At 48.4% G+C, this 16,857-nt stretch carries 5 protein-coding genes; 4 read left to right on the top strand and 1 reads right to left on the bottom strand.

Annotated elements, in window-relative coordinates; genetic code table 11:
* The first annotated feature begins 129 nt into the window (after positions 1–129).
* Positions 130–1,218, top strand: coding sequence for a hypothetical protein (locus tag T3H97_RS23565; RefSeq protein WP_328801025.1), 1,089 nt, complete (start codon positions 130–132; stop codon positions 1,216–1,218).
* A gap of 260 nt (positions 1,219–1,478) precedes the next feature.
* Positions 1,479–1,676 carry a cold shock domain-containing protein gene (locus T3H97_RS23560; protein WP_013312263.1) on the top strand — a complete coding sequence of 66 codons (198 nt, stop codon included), beginning with the start codon at positions 1,479–1,481 and terminating at the stop codon, positions 1,674–1,676.
* 159 nt (positions 1,677–1,835) lie between these two features.
* Here T3H97_RS23560 and T3H97_RS23555 read toward each other — a convergent pair whose 3' ends face one another.
* Positions 1,836–12,911: a DUF7507 domain-containing protein gene (locus T3H97_RS23555; RefSeq protein ID WP_328801024.1), complete on the bottom strand. Its 11,076-nt coding sequence runs from the start codon at positions 12,909–12,911 to the stop codon at positions 1,836–1,838.
* A 435-nt stretch (positions 12,912–13,346) separates the two neighbouring features.
* Between T3H97_RS23555 and hpf the strand changes: the two genes are divergently transcribed.
* On the top strand, positions 13,347–13,907 hold the full coding sequence (gene hpf / locus T3H97_RS23550) for a ribosome hibernation-promoting factor, HPF/YfiA family (RefSeq protein ID WP_013312261.1): 561 nt from the start codon (positions 13,347–13,349) through the stop codon (positions 13,905–13,907).
* 411 nt (positions 13,908–14,318) lie between these two features.
* Entirely contained in the window at positions 14,319–16,769 is a 2,451-nt protein-coding gene (secA, locus tag T3H97_RS23545; RefSeq protein ID WP_328801023.1) for a preprotein translocase subunit SecA, read from the top strand.
* Positions 16,770–16,857: the final 88 nt, after the last annotated feature.

Below are 16,857 nucleotides of genomic sequence, written 5' to 3'. Positions count from 1 at the left end.
TGTAAGATCGTCTAAGACGAAATCTTAGAATAAAGGATAATTAAGTATGTTATAGAATTAGTACATCATCCATAGGAATTATTTTCAATCTATGAATAATTTTAAATATTCTGAGAAGGGATGATGTTTATGAAGTGGGGAAAATATCTTTCTGGAATTTTATTAGCCATTTTAGTATTAAGCAGTATGTCAATAGCTCCAGCCTCAGTTGAGGCCAGCTCATCAAGTTCAACGGCGAAGGATACTGATACGTCACTTTCGCTTAATACGACTCAAGCGCTGGAACCTACTAGCACGACTGAGGCTGTATATGGTGAAACTCTTAAAGTAAACAATCATCGGGTTACATTAATGTCTAATTTCAATGTGAATGGTGACCTCATGAGTTTCACTGATTCTTTAACGACAGCTGATCCAACAGATTTTTGGTTCTTTAACGTACCTACGGATAGAAGCATTCTGGCTCAGATCAAATCCAGTAATCCCAATTATAGATTTGACTTGTACTCGATTGATTGGAACACGGGAACAGCAAGTTTGACGGGTTTTGGAGGAAAGGCCTCTGAATTGAAGTTTGCTACAGACTTAAAAGCAGGGGACTGGGGACTTCGTGTTACCTCCACAGGAACGGTAGGTGAAAGCTATAGTATCCACATGAATGCGGCCTCGCCAGCGGATACACCGATTAATGGTAAGACGGCCAAGCTAACATCCTACTCGAACAATTTGTTATATACGGTCATTGAGTATCCAAATGGAGATATTAAGGTGAATGGGACCCAAATTGCCAATACAACGGTGGCGAACCCGAATTTGGAATGGTCAAGAGAATTCAACTTCTCCAGTGGTGGCAGTTATTCTTCAAGGAGTCATAATGTATCAGATGTACGGGTTAAAAGTATCACTACGCCTGTGAAGTATACCTCAAATTATGCAAGCTCGGATAATGCTGTTCTGATTGTTCTAAATGCAGACACGCTTTTTACCTATTTTGAATCTGCATATAGTTCTGGCAACCCACCGTATCACAGTTCCTCTTTTGTTGACACCAGTGGCAGAACTACGCCGAGACGCGTAGATTTTATTGATATGGCTGGAGATCCAGACATTCTTGTGTATGATCTGGATACAAAGAAAGTAATTGATTTTGTAAGTGATTTGAATTACTACTATGCAAAAGGAATTGAGCCCCAGCCAACGGTAGTTTACTATAATTAAGTAAAAAAGAAATAACAAAAATTCCCAATGTTTTTTCCCTAGGAGTTTCAAACATTCACAAAGAGTTTACTATACTTGTATAGTAAACTCTTTGCTTAATATACCATTTCAATCTATAGAAATAGATTGCTTTGTAAAATTGGAATAACTATGAATGAAAACATTATCAATTCCAATTGACAATGGATAACTTTGGGTGGTATAGTCGGAAATGTGGGCGAGAGCTTCACTTCATTTGATGACGAAGGGAATGTTAGTGCATGCAAGGTAAAGTAAAATGGTTTAACGCAGAAAAAGGTTATGGTTTCATTGAAACGTCTGACGGCGGCGACGTATTTGTACATTTTTCCGCAATTCAAACAGAAGGCTTCAAAACACTTGAAGAAGGACAAGACGTGGAGTTCGACATTGTCGAAGGCGCACGTGGACCACAAGCCGCTAACGTAACCAAATTATAATCATCCCCGGCATAGCCGACCTACATAATTGGTAAGATGGTTAGCAATGGATAACGCGCTAGCAACTGCCCTGGAATATATTCCAGGGCTTTTTTATGTTTTCTAATTACATAAAAAAGCCCCTTACCCGGTGGTAAGGAGCTCAACACAATAGAAGGTTTACTCTAGAGAACCATCAAAGTCAGCCATCTCCACAAAAATGGTATTGGAGGAGGCAGATTGTTTCTCTACGCTTCCGTCTGGATAGCGGAATTGATAGCGCAGGATGACCTGGGCGATCAGATACGCGCGGAGCGCAGATTCGATGTCGAAAGAAAAGACGATGACGGCTTTGTGGTCTGGGTCAAGCCGACCTAACGGAATACCTTGGAGCAGGTTAGGATGCGGAAGCGGCACAGAATTCACGGTGACGGTTCTCAGTACAAGGAAATCTTCGGCTGAGAATGGTGCTGTGAGCAAGAGCTCTTCCAGCGGAGTATTGCCGATGTTTTCCACATGGACGGTGAAGGACAGGGTATCTTCTTGCCCGACACGCAAAGCGCTGGAGCTAAGCGTAAGTTTAGGGATGGCGGCAATAACGGTCACGCCGACGGTGTTGGTTTGGGTTGTTTCATGGATGGTCTCTCCACCACTACGACGTGAGGTATATTCGATGGTGGCTTGGTTGCTGAATGTTCCCTCTGCTGGTGCTTCACGAATTTGTGCCTGGAGCGTAAGGGTGAGCGTCTCCCCTGGTGCAATATCCGGGAGCGTGATACCTACAGCGGGATTAGCGCCTGGCTGTGCTTTTTCTTGGATAGTTAGGCTGTTGGGTACATAAATGAGTCCATGCGGCAACGGATCTGTGAACAGAGGATACTGCGCTGGGATTCCTCCTTTGTTAGTAATTTGGATGGTGAAGGTGAGTGTGTCGCCTACAGAGGCATCCGTCGTATTCACCTTTTTAACTAATTCGAGCAGCGGGAATACCACTGGGATTGTAACGGTATTCGTAGTCAATGTTCCCAACACGGTTCTTCCTCCAGGTAACGTAAACGAGTAGGCAAGGGCAGCTTGATTTACGATGTAACCGGATGGAGGCGTCTCCGATACGGTCACTTGATAAGTCAGTGTCAATGACTGCCCAGGTTCCACAGACCCAAGGCTAACACCGACAGTAGGATCGGTTCCTGACAGTGATTGACCGTTCAACTGTATGCTGTCAGGAATCAATAGAGTCCCGGCAGGAATGAAATTTTGCAGTGTAACTTCGGATGTTACGTTGCCAAAGTTGTTGAGCAGTAACGTATAAGTGAGGCGTTCTCCTGCGATAGCCTCTGTATTTTCCGTGGAGATACTTGCGGCAAGCTGTGGATCAAAAACAGTTATAGTCACGGTATTGCTGGTAACCTCGCTCGCACCGTCACTGCCAGCATATTGAAGACGTACGCTATTGTTTAGACGTCCTCCGAGAGGCAGAGACTGAACGTTCACGCTGTAGGATACATCCATTGTCTGTCCCGCCTGTAAGCTGCCGATAAATAATGGTTCACCCGGCTTGCTAGCAGCAGGTGGAGAACCGTTAATTCTCAAGCTATCCGGGTTTATGATGGTTCCATTCGGTACGTAATCGGCTAACACTACATCGGTAATGACCGAGCCTCCATCGTTAACAAGAGTCAACTGATAAGGCACAGCATCGCTTAATGCGACAGTAGATACTGTTGTGCGTAGCACGGCTGACAAGACTCCTTTAGCAGTAGGGGCTACTTTAACCGAGACAGAAGGTGAAGCAGTTACCAGATTCGTGCTTCGTCCGTCCGGCAGCTGGTAGGAGTAAGCCAGCGAAGCTTGATTCACCAGTGTGCCAGACTCGGAGGCACGAACGACAAGCGCGGAGAAGACGGTAGTCGTTTTTTCTCCTGGTGCGATGGTGCCTAGGGCAATGCCTTGCCCTGGACTGACCCCATATTGAGGGGTTCCATTAACCGAAACAGAGCCGGGAACAAAAGAAAGATCCGATGGCAATGAGTCCGTTAACAAGCCAAACGCACCGATATTTCCCGTATTTTCTGTGATGATGGAATAGGTGATGCTTTGACCTGGCTGTACGCTCTCCGTGCTGGCTATTTTCATCAGTTTCACCACAGGCTGAAGTAAGGCAATGGTGACAGCATTGGACAAAACAGCACTCGCTTCTTCACCATTTGAGAGTAACAAGCGCGCCTGATTCGTACGTGGCCCTGGCTGTTCTGTCGCTGTGATACGGACATCAAAGGATATGACAGTCTTGGTATTCGCTTCTAACGGTGGCAAAGGTATGCCGGTTCCGGGATCGCTTTCTGCCACCGTAGATCCATTAATCTGAACTGAACCTGTAATAAACTCGATGTCCTCTGGCAAAGTATCCAGCAAACGGGCATCTTGCACGGTATTCGCATCCTCATTGAGGATCACGAGTTCATACGTCAAGGTATCACCAGTAGTGGCGAAAGGTGAGCTTACGCTTTTACTTAATGTGATGTCTAGCGGTGACACGGCAACCTCAACAATGTTGGATGAATGGAAACCGCCTGCCTCTCGTCCATCTGGTGCATTAAAGCGATATTCTACCTCAGCCTGATCGACCAGCAGTATGGTTGCAGGGATGGAAGATACCAGCACTTGGAAAGTGATGGTCGCCGATTGTCCTGGTGGTATGGCTGGAGTCGGGATGCCGGAAACAGGGCTTGCGCCGGGAGCTGCAATGCCGTTAATTGAGACGGTGTTAGGAAGGAATACAGAGCCGTCTGGAATATTGTCACTTACAGTAGTTGAGGCTGCAATGTTACCCGTGTTAGATACGACAATCGTGTAAGTGATGATGTCTCCGACTGTGGCATTATTGGTATTGCTTGTTTTGACTGCTGTCAGGATCGGCTGGAAGACCGGAATGGTTATTACATTAGATGTTGAGCTACCAGTAAATGCCCCGCTGGTAAAGCTAACGGATGCCTGATTGTTTAATTGTGCCGGTGTGGGCAAGAAATCGACTCGAACCTGGAACGTAACGGTAGTAACAGCTCCTGGAGCGAGTGTACCGATGGCAATACCAAATCCAGGGTTTCCATCAGGGAAGGAAGTTCCGTTTATGGTAACACTGCCATTTACAAAGGAGCTTCCCGCCGCAATTATATCTGAAACCACTATATTACTGGCTGTACTGATCCCATTGTTGGAGACAGCCAGTGTGTAGGTGATGATATCGCCAATGATGGCGTCGGTAGCCGCCGTTCCTTTGACGATGCTAACGTCTGGTGAGGATACAGAAATACTAACTGAATTGGATACCGCAGATCCGGATACAGTTCTGCCATCTGGTGGTTGGAAAGTGAATGAGCCTGATGCCTGATCGACCAACACCTGTGGATTAGGCAGAGTATTGATAACGGTTTGGAACGTTACGGATACTGTTCCGCCTGGCAACACGGATCCAACTGGAACGCCAGTTTCGATGGACAATCCAGGTTGCGGACTGCCAGCAATGCTGACACTGTTGGCAAGGAAAGTCGATCCGATCGGGATGTTATCGCTGATGGTAAGCGCTGCTGCAATATTGCCGCTATTCACGGCCGTAATCGTGTAAGTCAGTGTATCGCCGACGGAGGCGTTGAGAGTGCTGGATGCTTTAGTAATTGCAATTAACGGTTGGAACACAGGTACGATGAGTGGATCGGAAAATGCAGTGCCAGTGAACGTTCCGCTAGTAAACGTGACGGCTGCAATATCTGTGAGCAGTGGTGGCTGCGGCAAAGACTGGACAGTCGTCTGGAAACTGACGACGAATGTATTTCCAGATGCGACGTTTCCAATGGCAATTCCAGTAACCGGAGAGGCATTAGGGAAGGCTACTCCGTCGATGAGGACACTGCCCGGAACGAAGGAGGTGCCTTCAGGAATTGTATCGGTTACGACGGTATCTGTGACTGAATCCACACCGCTATTCGTGATGCTCAGTGTATATCTGATCGTATCTCCGACTACAGCGGTTGCCAGACTGGATGTTTTCGTCACCTGAATATTAGGTGCAGACACAGCAACATTGACTGTATTGGATGTGACGGAACCACTCAGCACCCTACCATCTGGCGGTGAGTACGTAAAGTTCGCTTGCCCTTGGTCGGTCAATATAGGCGGAGTTGGTAGAGACGAGACGATGGTTTGGAAGCTCACTGTAATACTGCCTGAGGGGGCCAGTGATCCGAGCGTTATGCCTGTAACTGGCGAAGCTCCTGGTACAAGGATGCCGTTAACGACTACGCTGTTAGGCAGTAGCTCAGAGCCAGTAGGAATGTTATCCGACAGCACAGGTATAACGGCAATATTTCCGGTATTAGTGAGCGTCAGGGTGTAGACCAATGTTGAGCCGATTTGTGTGTTGACGGTGTTGACGGTTTTGGTCAGGCCGATGATCGGCTGATAAACAGGCAAGGTAACCGGATCGGATTGCGAAGACGTGGTCAACGCGCCTGAAGTAAAGCTGACGGTCGCTTGATTGGTTATTTGCGGCGGCTGCGGCAGACTAACGACGGAGACCTGGAATGTAACTGCTGCCGAACCACCTACTGCAATGGTACCTACAGGGATACCGGAGCTTGGCGACGCAGCAGGTACCGAAGTTCCATTCACGGTTACGCTACCCGGAACAAAGCTGGTGCCGGGCGGCAGTTGATCAGATACAACGGCATTGACGACTTGACTGATTCCGTTATTCGTAGCGATCACAGTATACGTAATGGTATCTCCGACTACGGCATCCGTAGCAGAGGCTGTTTTGGTAACGTCCACATCCGGCGAAGAGACCGAGACGGTCACGGACGGAGATACTGCACTTCCAGTCAGGACACGCCCATCTGGAGGTTGATAGCTGTAAGCTGCGGTCGCCTGATTGACCAATGTACCTGATGCGGGCACTGAGGTAATGACTGCCTGAAAGGTCAGAGTAACGGTCGTAGCTGCATCTATGATACCTAATGGAATCCCAACACTTGGATCCGAACCAGGTGCGGCGGTACCATTGATTACTACACTATTAGGGATAAAAGCAGCCCCTGCCGGAATGGGATCACTAAGTACGGTATCTGCACCGATGTTTCCAGAGTTCGTAACGGAGAATGTATAGGTTACAGTATCTCCAACCGTAGCTCTTCCCGTTCCCGCGCTTTTGGTTACAGTGACGATCGGTTGATACACAGGGATGGTGACGGGATTGGATACCGAAAATCCGTTAAAGGTACCTGAAGTGAAGCTGACGGTCGCTTCATTGGTGATGGACGCTGGCGAAGGCAGTGATTGTGCGTTAAGCAAAAAGCGAATCGTGGCTCCGCCCCCAGCTCCAAGCGTTCCGACAGGAATGCCGTTTTGCGGATTGGCTGTAACAACAGGAGTACCATTGATTGTAACGCTGCCCGGGACAAAGGCAGTTCCAAAAGGAATAGTATCTGTGACGATTACGTTAGTAACCGGATCGAGTCCGTTATTGAACGCAGTTATGACATAGGGGACAGAATCACCCACGACAGCGACAGCCACATCAGCTGCCTTTGTGGCTGTAACATTCGGTGATGAGATCGGAATGGATACAGGTAGGGCTGCACCATTTCCGGTCAGCGTTCGTCCATCTGGTAGCTGGAACGTGTAGTTCACAGTGGCCTGGTTGGTTAGTATGGAGCCTGGTGGTACCGATATGACCACGGCGCTAAACGAGACGGTTACCGTCTCGCCTGGGGCGATTGAACCGATATTAATGCCTGTAATGGGGTCTGCTCCGGGAATGGGCGCACCGTTGACCAATACGCTATTTTGATTCAGGCTAAGCGAGCTGGACAACAGATCAAGCACGACCGTTTCTGCAGGCGCGTTGCCGGTATTGGTTACAGTGATGAAAAAGCCAATTGTATTCCCTACGGTTGCACGATCTGCACTGAGGGTATTGGTCACATTCAAGATCGGCTGTAATACAGGCAGGCTGACTTGATTCGAGACGGATTGACCTGCGAAAGCCCCGGAATTAAAAGAGACCGTTGCCTGATCCGTTGACAAACCTGACACTGGCAAGGATGTTACCGTGGTCTGGAAGGTGACCGTTACTGAGCTGGCGGCAGGGACGGTGCCTACGGATACGCCTGTGGCGATGTTGGCGCCCGGTATAGTGACACCATTGACTTGTACGGAATTAGGTATAAAAGTAGTGCCATCAGCAATCGGGTCGATAAAGACAGTTCCCGTCACGGGTGTAATGCCGCTATTTACTGCGTTAATGGTATACGTAATGGTATCGCCGAAGGCTACAGAGGTCTGATTGACCGTTTTGGTCACGGTGACATTCGGATTGGATACGGGAATGAACACCGGATTGGATTGTGCGCTTCCATTTAATGTGCGGCCGTCAGGCGGCTGGAAGGTGAATGTGGCCGAACCTTGATTTAATAGACCCAGACCAGCAGGGACAGCGTTAATGACCACTTGAAAGGTAAGGGCGACAGAAGCCCCTGCTGCAATGTTTCCGACCACTATCCCTGATTGAGGATTGGCTCCAGCAACAGGCAGACCGTTCACGGTGACGCTATTCGGTATAAAGGAGGAGCCTGATGGAATGGCATCGGTGAAGGTGGCGGTCGCTGCTAGATTACCTGTATTTTGGGCGGTGAGTGTATAGACTACGGTGTCGCCTACCGTTGCTTGACTCGTATTTGCGGTTTTAACAAGATTGATAATAGGCTGGTAAACAGGGACGACAACTGTGTTGGAGAGTGATGTAAAATTCAGTGTACCGCTGGTAAAAGAAACTGTAGCCTGATCACTCAGCTGAGGTGGGTCAGGCAGGCTGCTGACAGACACGGAAAAGGTAACGGTTGTTGACGCCCCAGCAGCGATGGAGCCGATTGGAATCCCCGTTAAGGGGCTGGCTGACGGCAATGTTGTTCCATTTACAATAACCGAGCCAGGAACAAAAGAGGAGCCTGTCGAAATGGTATCGGTCACACGAACATCTGTTATGATTTCGATGCCACTATTGGTAGCAGTAATAGTATAGGTTATCGTATCACCAGGAACGGCATCAGTTGCCGAGGTGCTTTTACTGACCTGCACATTGGGTGACGATACAGGAATTGTGACAATATTGGACGAAACATTGCCGTTAACAATCCGGCCATCCGGCGGTTGAAAGGAAAAGCTGATATTCGCCTGGTCGGTGAGTTGGGGAGGTAAAGGCACGGAAGTAATCACCACCTGAAAAGTTGTTTGAGTTACGGCTCCAGGTGCAATGGAGCCAATAGACAGACCTGCTTCGGGACTGGTACCAGGAATAGGAACACCGCTGACGACCACACTGTTCGGTACTAGTGCTGAGCCTGCGGGAATATTGTCTGTCAATGTGGCAGCAGCAGCTATGTTACCATTGTTGGTTACCGCCACGGAATACGTTACGATATCGCCAACTGTTGCCTTTATGGGATCTGCTGTTTTACTGACAGTTAGCACGGGGGCATTGACGGCTACCGTCACCGGGTTAGATGCTGAAACGCCTGAAAAAGCACCGCTGGTGTAGCTGACACGTGATTGATTGGTGAGCTGCGGCGGACTTGGTAATGGAGAGGAGACCGTTACCCTGAAAGTGATCGTAGCTCCGCCTCCAGCGGCAATGCTCCCAATTAAGATACCTAAAGAAGGATCTCCACTGGCTATTGTGGAGCCATTCAGCGTTACGCTACCCGCAGTGAATTGAGAGCCGGCCGGGATAGGATCGGAAACGACCACATTGTTCACGGTCTGGGTTCCGTTGTTGAGTACGGTCAGGGTGTATAATACCGAATCACCTGGAATGGCGGTGAAACGGTCTGCAGTCTTCGAAATGGACACATTCGGTGCTGATACAGGAATGGATAGCACGTTGGACGATGTGTTATCTGTTCGCACTCGCCCATCGGGCAACGTAAAGGAAATGGCGACGATGGCTTGGTCTGTCAGTTGGGATGGTGTTGGAAGAGAAGCCACTACAGTTTGGAATGTCAGTGTGATAGGGCTTTGCGGCGACACGGTTCCGATGAAAATACCTGCTGCTGGACTGGCTCCGGGCTGACTAACACCATTGATTACCACGCTGTTCTCCATAAACGTGGACCCGGCAGGAATAGCATCTGTCAGCGCTACAGAAGCGTTATAATTGCCGCTGTTCGTGACCAACAATGTGTACAGAATCGTGTCGCCTATCGTAGCTGCTGTTGTATTTGCAGATTTGGCCACACTGATGCGAGGCTGATAAACCGGCACAGAGACGGTATTTGTCTGGGATGTTCCGGTAAAAGCACCGCTGGTGAAGCTGACACTGGCTGTGTTTTGCAGCGGCTGTACGGACGGAACGGCATTGACCAGCACAGCATAGGACACCTGTACGGATGCGCCTGCGCCAATGGTGCCGACTGGAATGCCACTTCTTGGGTCGGCTGTGCTCACAGGTGAACCACCGACGGTTACGCTCCCGGGTACAAATGACACGCTGCCGGGGAGTGGATCGGTGATCACGGTGTTTGTGATGGGGTCAATTCCGTTATTGATGGCGTTCACGCTGTAGGTCAGCGTTTCGCCAACACTAACGGATGTGAATCCCGCAGACTTGGTTACTGCTACGTTGGGAAGCGAAATCGATACGGAAACAATATTGGAAAGAAGCGAGCCCGAGAGGGTTCTTCCGTCTTGCAACTGATATGAATATTGGAGCAGGCCCTGATCGTTTAACCCACCCCCGGGTGGTAGGGAATCCACTGTCGTCCGGAATGAGACTGTAATTTGCGCACCAGGGCTTACGGTGCCCACTGAAATTCCCGTATTAGGATTGGCGCCTGGCACTGAGGACCCGCCGACAATGACGCTTCCGGGAATAAAGGTGGAGCCTGTCGGTACAGTTTCCGTCAAGGTCGTGTTTAATACGGCTGTTCCGGTATTAGCGATGAGAAATGAATAAGTAATCGTCCCGCCAACGCTGGCACGGTTGGAGCTTGCGCTTTTGGTAATCGTCGGCGCTGCAATAACGACAGGTATGGTTACAAGATTGGACAAAGATGATCCGGTAAAGGCCCCAGAAGTGAAGCTGACAGTTGCACGATTGTTGATCTGTGCAGGAGAAGGCAGAGAATTAATGGCTGCCCGAAATACAACCGTAACCGATGCGCCCGGAGCTAAAGTGCCGATCGGAATGCCGTTCACAGGTGTAGCAGTCGCAGAAGCAGTTCCGTTCACGGTGACGCTACCAGGTACAAAGGCAACTCCGCTTGGCAGCGGATCGGTAACGACTACATTGGTCACATTGGCGATTCCGTTGTTTGTGGCGGTTATGGTAAATTGAACAGTCTCTCCGACTGCGGCTGCCGCCAGGGAAGAGGCTTTTGTCACGGTCACATTTGGTGAGGATATGGGAATGGTGAGCGTGTTGGACGTCCCGCTTCCGTTCAATACACGTCCGTCAGGCGGTGTAAAGGTATACGTGTAAGCTGCCTGATCGGTCAAATTACCAGAGGCGGGAACCGCGTTGACGAGGGTTTGGAAGGTCACGGGTATAGTAGCACCTGTATTAATCGTTCCTACTGAAAAACCAGTAGCGGGATTGGCAGCAGGCACGGAAGAACCACCAATGGTCACACTGCCCGGTATGAAGGATGATCCGGTGGGAATGCTCTCCGAAAAGCTGAGATTTGCAGCAATGCTGCCCGTGTTGGATATCTGGAATGTGTACGTAATCGTATCTCCAACTGTAGCAGCCGTTGTATTGGCACTTTTAACAATCCCAATAACAGGTTGGTAGATTGGTGTACTGGCAGTGTTGGACGGAACGTTGCCAGAAATGACAGGCCCTCCCGGCACGGTTTGGAAGGAAAAGGATGCCGATGCTTGATTGCCCAGCTGGGTGTTTGCTGGCAATGAAGTGACGGTTGCACGGAATGTAATGGTCGCCGTGGAAGCAGGAGCTACACTGCCCACTGTGATACCTGTAGCGGGATTGGCCGTTGGCTGGGCTGTGCCCGCGACAACAACACTGCCGGGTACGAAGGTAGCCCCGGCTGGTATGGTATCGGTAAGCACTGTGTTGGAAGCACTGACGAGCCCCGTATTCGAAATGTTAATCGTATAGGTCACTGTATCGCCGATAACCAAGCCTGTAGAGCTGGCTGTTTTGGTCAGGGTCACCAGCGGAGCATTGATATCAATTTGAATGGCATTGGCATTTACAGTGTAAATGTCGCCATTTGTTGTCAGCTGGAGGACACCTGTGGTTTGGCTGTTGAGCAGCGTGGAGGATATATCGACATTGGTAATGTCCCAACCTTGCCTTCCGCCCGTCACCTGCGTTCCAGGTGCCCCATTCACGGCATTAGTTGTACCGAAGGTCCCGGTCGTGACCAATGTACCGTCGTCTCCGTTTATTTGGGAAGCGAAAAAATTAGTCGAAAAATTATTAGGCCCAGACAGCGCAGTCAAACTGGATGTGGTAGGTCCAAACAACGCACGGTCACCAGTGATGTCCACGTCACCCTCTTGGGCGCTAATCAGCGCCCTGCCGCGCAAAGTCCCCTGTACGGGCGTGGCAAAGCCACTCACCACCACATTGACCGAGCCTGTAGCGGTACTGACCCCTTCACCACCAACACGTAGTGACAGGTTGCGGAAGGGCAGAGATGGGTTATTGTACACCACAGCCAGCGTCCAGCCGGCATGGTTGGTGTTGGTGGAATCGGGAACCGTGATGGTGCCCGTCACATTTCCGACCGTGTATGCCCCTGCACCGCCTTGAATGACCAGATTTGTGACATTCGCTGTTCTCACATAGGTACTGAGACTGGTGACGTTGACTGATGTTGCAGATTCAGGACTTACCGTAGTAGATAAAACTGGTGTCTGAAATGTGACCGGGTTGTTGACGCTGGACAATACATTGGTACTGCCGTTGGCATAACTTCCTCCCCAAATAAGCTCAGCATACAGCACCGTACTGCCCGCAGGGAGCACAAGGAATGCTGTCGATGAGTTACTGGTAAAGGTAGAAGTCGTGCCAAATGGATACGTGCCGAAGCGAGAGGCTGTATTGGTTGTGATGAAAGCGCCAATGCTGGTCGCTGTTCCCGGCACTCCTACCGAATTAGAGCGTGCCAGCCCAAGTGTATTCCCTATAAAGGTGACAGCCCCCGTTTGGTTCGTTACGTAACGCTGAATAAAAGCCATGGATTAGCTTCCTACTTTCTATCTCTTCCAAATCCGTTATCTTGGGATCTCCGTATAGGGAAGAGCCAGCTAGGCTGGGTGTAATAATCCTTTCGTATAAATTGTCTGGGTTGTAACCAGGCGTTGCATACCGCACAAGTCCATGTACCTGTCCAGCGGGAAAGGGACACCCCCTTTTTCGATAAAAATCGCTTAGCATGAAGCCCAAAATAGTTGTTTGTCATGACGTCAGCGGAGCAATCTTTATATATGCACTCATTATTCACATATGTATGCAAGTCGATTTTAAACATACCTGTTTTCAAAGAATGACGTTATGGGAAGCGTTTTAGCGAAAAAAGAGGAATTTTGTAAAATAGCTTCGAAATGTTGGTCTCTTTTTTTACTTGGCGTTAACATATGTGCTATACTGAAGGGGCAAAGGAGGCGTGCCCTATGAACTTAACAGTACGAGGTCAACAGATCGAGGTTACCGACGCTTTGAAGGACTACGTTGATAAGAAATTCAGCAGACTTGAAAAGTATTTCGATGCACCCCCGACGTCTGATGGAAGTGTAACGTTAAGCACAACCAGAGATTTGCACACTGTAGAAGTAACCATTCCTTTGCCGGGGCTTGTACTCCGTGCCGAAGACGAGAGCGATGACATGTATGCATCCATTGATGCCGTGGTAGACAAGCTTGAACGGCAAATTCGCAAGCACAAAACCAAGCTAAACCGAAAATTCCGTCAGGAAGGTAGTTTGAAAACCCTTTTTGTGGAAGATCCGGCAGGTGGCGTGGCTGTTGCTGAAGATGAGGATGTAGAACTGGATGAGCTGGAAGTCGTCCGCACCAAGCGTTTCTTATTGAAACCTATGGATGTGGAAGAAGCTATTCTTCAAATGAACATGGTTGGACATAATTTCTTTGTGTTTTCCAATATTGACAACGAAGAAGTTAACGTAGTTTACAAGCGCAATGATGGTAAATACGGTCTGATCGAACGGGAATAGCCTGTAAGTAGGAACTTATCACATTTTAAAATGAATAGAACGATTTCGATTGAAGCATGCTTCATGGATATTAGGAAAATGAAAACAACACGAGCCTTATCCTTGCGAACCTGGCGGGATAGGGCTCTTTTATATGTTTTTTTGTAAATGTAAGGAAATTTAAACTTGGATAAGTGTAACCAAGTTGTGTATTTCGTGCGTCAATTGTTTTGGTATCTTTAACCGGATGCAAATCTGGAGGCTGCTTGTGTTGCGGCATGTCCTACAAACTGTTACAATTTATGCAAAGAACATCGCACGATGGGCTGGTACAGCCGGGCCTGTCAAACATATCGGGAATCAATTTCATCATGGACCCTTTCTAATTGTGAAATTGATTCTATTAATTGTTTTGCGCGAAAGGGGTAAACCATGCTAGGAATTGTTAAGAAAATCTTCGGAGATACCAATGAACGTGACGTCAAGCGTTTAATGAAGACGGTTGAACTGATCAATAAGATAGAGCCGGATTTTGAAAAGCTCTCGGATGAGGAGTTGCAAGCGAAGACGGCGGAATTTAAAGCTCGGGTCGAACAGGGGACTACGGCTGAAGAAATCTTGCCGGAAGCTTTTGCAACTGTTCGTGAAGCGTCCAAGCGGGTGCTGGGCAAACGTCATTATGACGTACAGATGCTCGGCGGTATTGCGCTGCATGAAGGTAAAATTGCCGAGATGAAAACCGGTGAAGGTAAAACACTGGTAGGAACACTGCCGGTTTATTTGAATGCTCTGTTGGGCAAAGGCGTGCACGTGGTTACGGTCAATGACTATTTGGCGCAGCGTGACAGCGGAGAAATGGGACAAATCTACAACTTCCTGGGGATGACTGTAGGACTGAATTTGGCGAATATGGATCATGCCGCCAAGCAGGAAGCGTATGCTTGTGATATCACGTACGGTACAAACAACGAGTTTGGGTTCGATTATCTGCGCGATAATATGGTGCTTTATAAAGAGCAGATGGTACAACGTCCGTTGTACTTCTGTATCATTGATGAAGTGGATTCCATTCTCGTCGATGAAGCTCGTACACCATTGATTATTTCAGGACAAGCTCAGAAATCGACAGAGCTGTATTTCGCGGCTGACCGTTTTGTGAAGAGCCTGAATGTTGAAGAAGATTACACGCTGGATATTAAGGTGAAGTCAGTTGCATTGACTGAAAATGGCGTATCCAAGGCTGAGAATTTCTTTGGTCTTGAAAACTTGTACGATCAGGAAAGTGTTACAATCAATCACCACATCGTACAAGCCTTGAAAGCTAACGCTATTATGCGTTTGGATGTGGACTATGTCGTGGCTGATGGTGAAGTCCTGATTGTCGATGAGTTTACAGGCCGTTTGATGGCTGGACGTCGTTACAGTGATGGTTTGCACCAAGCTATTGAAGCGAAGGAAAACATCATTGTACAAAATGAAAGCATGACACTGGCGACAATTACATTCCAAAACTATTTCCGTATGTACCGCAAATTGGCGGGTATGACGGGTACAGCTAAAACAGAAGAAGAAGAATTCAAAAAAATATATGGTCTGGAAGTGCTCCAAATTCCGACGAATCGCCCCAACCAGCGTGTGGATATGCCTGACGTAGTGTATAAGAGCGTGAAAGGTAAATTCCATGCAGTGGTAGATGAAATCCTGGAGCGTAACAAAAAGAACCAGCCGATATTAGTAGGTACGGTTTCTATTGAAAACTCGGAGCTTCTTTCTGAAATGCTGAAACGCAAAGGCGTTCGTCATAAAGTGCTTAACGCTAAGTATCATGCTGAGGAAGCTGAGATTATTTCCCGTGCAGGTGAAGCTGGCGCAGTAACCATCGCTACCAACATGGCTGGACGCGGTACTGACATCGTATTGGGCGAAGGCGTATCAGAACTTGGTGGTTTGCACATTATCGGTACAGAACGTCATGAATCCCGTCGTATTGATAATCAGCTTCGCGGACGTGCAGGACGTCAGGGTGATCCAGGCTCCACGCAGTTTTACTTATCGCTGGGCGATGAGTTAATGAAGCGTTTTGGTGCGGACAACGTACTGAATATGATGGAGCGCTTGGGCTTCGAGGAAGACCAACCCATCGAAAGTCGCATGATTACACGTGCTATCGAATCAGCTCAAAAACGCGTCGAAGGCAACAACTTTGATCAGCGTAAAGTTGTTCTCCAGTATGATGATGTAATGAACCAGCAGCGTGCTATTATTTACAAACAACGCCGTGAGGTGCTGGAATCAGAGAACATCAAGGAAATTGTGTTTGACATGATCAAGCCTGTCATTGAGCGTGTGGTGGAAGCTCATTGCGGTGATGACATTCCTGAAAACTGGGAGCTTGAAGAAGTAGCAGAGTATGTGAATAACAACCTGCTTGAGGAAAATACACTTACGCGTGACGACCTGTGGGGCAAGGAAAAAGAGGAGATCGTGGATATGATCTTCGAAAAAGTTACCAACAGATACCACAGCCGTGAAGAAATGATTGGCGAAGATATGGTACGCGAGTTCGAGAAAGTTATCGTACTGCGTGCAGTCGATAGCAAATGGATGGACCATATTGATGCTATGGATCAATTGCGTCAAGGTATTCACTTGCGTGCTTACGGCGGTACCGATCCGCTGCGCGAATATCAATTTGAAGGCTTCGAAATGTTCCATGCTATGATTGCTAGCATCCAAGAGGAAGTAGCGACATACATCATGAAGGCGCAAATTGAATCCAATCAAGAGCGTCAGGCTGTCATCGACGAAGACAAAATCTCGACGAGTGGTGAACCGGCGGCTCCTAAAAAGAAATCCGCTCCTTCGCGTCCGCGTAGAAAATAACGGATTGAAATTAAGGGAGAGATCTTGAGATACACTATTCCCTGTAGTGCATATAATGGCAGGCGGCAGTTCAACCACTGACCGTCGG

Origin of the sequence: Paenibacillus sp. LX16, from assembly GCF_036252815.1 — a bacterium.
GTDB lineage: Bacteria > Bacillota > Bacilli > Paenibacillales > Paenibacillaceae > Paenibacillus > Paenibacillus polymyxa_B.
The sequence above is the reverse complement of the archived record's forward strand: the minus strand, read 5'-3'. Positions and strand labels throughout refer to the sequence as shown.